General features: G+C 40.8%; 1 protein-coding gene. It reads right to left on the reverse strand.

The window, feature by feature from the left end; translation table 11 throughout:
- Positions 1 to 1,308: formylglycine-generating enzyme family protein (locus AC5590_RS32500; RefSeq protein ID WP_248277447.1), on the reverse strand; the 1,308-nt coding region annotated here is incomplete at its 3' end.
- Positions 1,309 to 1,344: the final 36 nt, after the last annotated feature.

Below are 1,344 nucleotides of genomic sequence, written 5' to 3' on the forward strand. Positions count from 1 at the left end.
GAAACGAGGAGAAGAATCCCAAGAACCACCCCGCAATATTCGATATTCAGAATTTCCATCATTCATCCATGAACTTCCATCTAATGGTGCGCCTTGATAGTCTTCGTGTTGATAGTCCTCACACCATTCCCAGACTAACCCATGCATATCGCATAGTCCGAAGGTATTAGGTGGAAAAATACCAACCTGGGTTGTCTGTTGTTTATAAATTTCATTGGCGTCTTCTCCACAATAGTTTGCCAGATGTGTTGTGATTGTTGCACCAAAATGGAATGGGGTTTTTGTTCTAGCGCGACAAGCATATTCCCACTCGGCTTCACTGGGTAAGCGATATATTCGTCCTGTTTGCTGCGATAGTCGCGCACAAAACTCTTGTGCATCACGCCAGGAAACTAGCTCTACAGGTAAGTTATCTCCTTTAAAATAGGATGGTTCTAAATCAAGTTCGCGTTGAATTTTTGGAAATTCTGCAACCACTCTCCACTGCGCCTGAGTGATAGGATAACGACTCATAAAGAAAGATTTTACAGTGACTAAATGTTGGGGACGCTCATCTTCATCAGATTCAAATTCTTCTTTGGGTGCTCCCATTGAAAATTTCCCATCTGGGATGCAAAGCATTTCTAGGCAAACTTCATTGTCCAAACTTTCTAGAAAGTACTTTCCCTGTTCCGTGCACCGTTTGGTTTCTCTACCTTGTGCATTCACAGTCACCACTTCAAAATCGAAAGTTGTGGTGTCTGGAATGAACAAAGTTGATGACTTCGCTGAGATATTTTTTACAGATTCATCGTTTAACTTTGGAGAAGAAATATCTACATCTCCATCCCAACTGCGACGATAAAAGTAAGTTGGTAATTGTTTTTTATCTAAACTGGCAAATTGCCGTTTGACTTTTTCAGCAATTACCTCCATATTTGGAGGCCAAGATTCCAAAGCTTCCTGTTCAAGTACCTCTCTGACTGCTTGAGAGAAATATCCTGTTTGACTTTTAGTGTTAACCTTTGCTGTTTCTCCTTCTCTGGTGGCAAGCAATACAAACTGTTGAATGTCTTGCCTGGGGCTACCACTAGAAAATTCTTTACCCTTGAAGTTCGTTGGTCTTCCTTTCGACTCCAAAACATAATTGGCACAGGCATCAACCATGCAAATATGATTCCGAATCCCAAACCAATCGGAAGCTAATAAAAGGAGCAAAGAATTCAAATCTAGGTTTCGCCAATTTTGAGATGTGGCATCAGCACAAAATAGCCTGCGTTCTCGTTCGGAGGTAAGCAACCCATGTCCCACCCAAAAAATAAAGAGCAAATCTCCTTTTTTTTTGGATAAAAAATTCTCAATTAT

The organism is Brasilonema octagenarum UFV-OR1 (genome assembly GCF_963888615.1).
GTDB classification, from domain to species: domain Bacteria; phylum Cyanobacteriota; class Cyanobacteriia; order Cyanobacteriales; family Nostocaceae; genus Brasilonema; species Brasilonema sennae.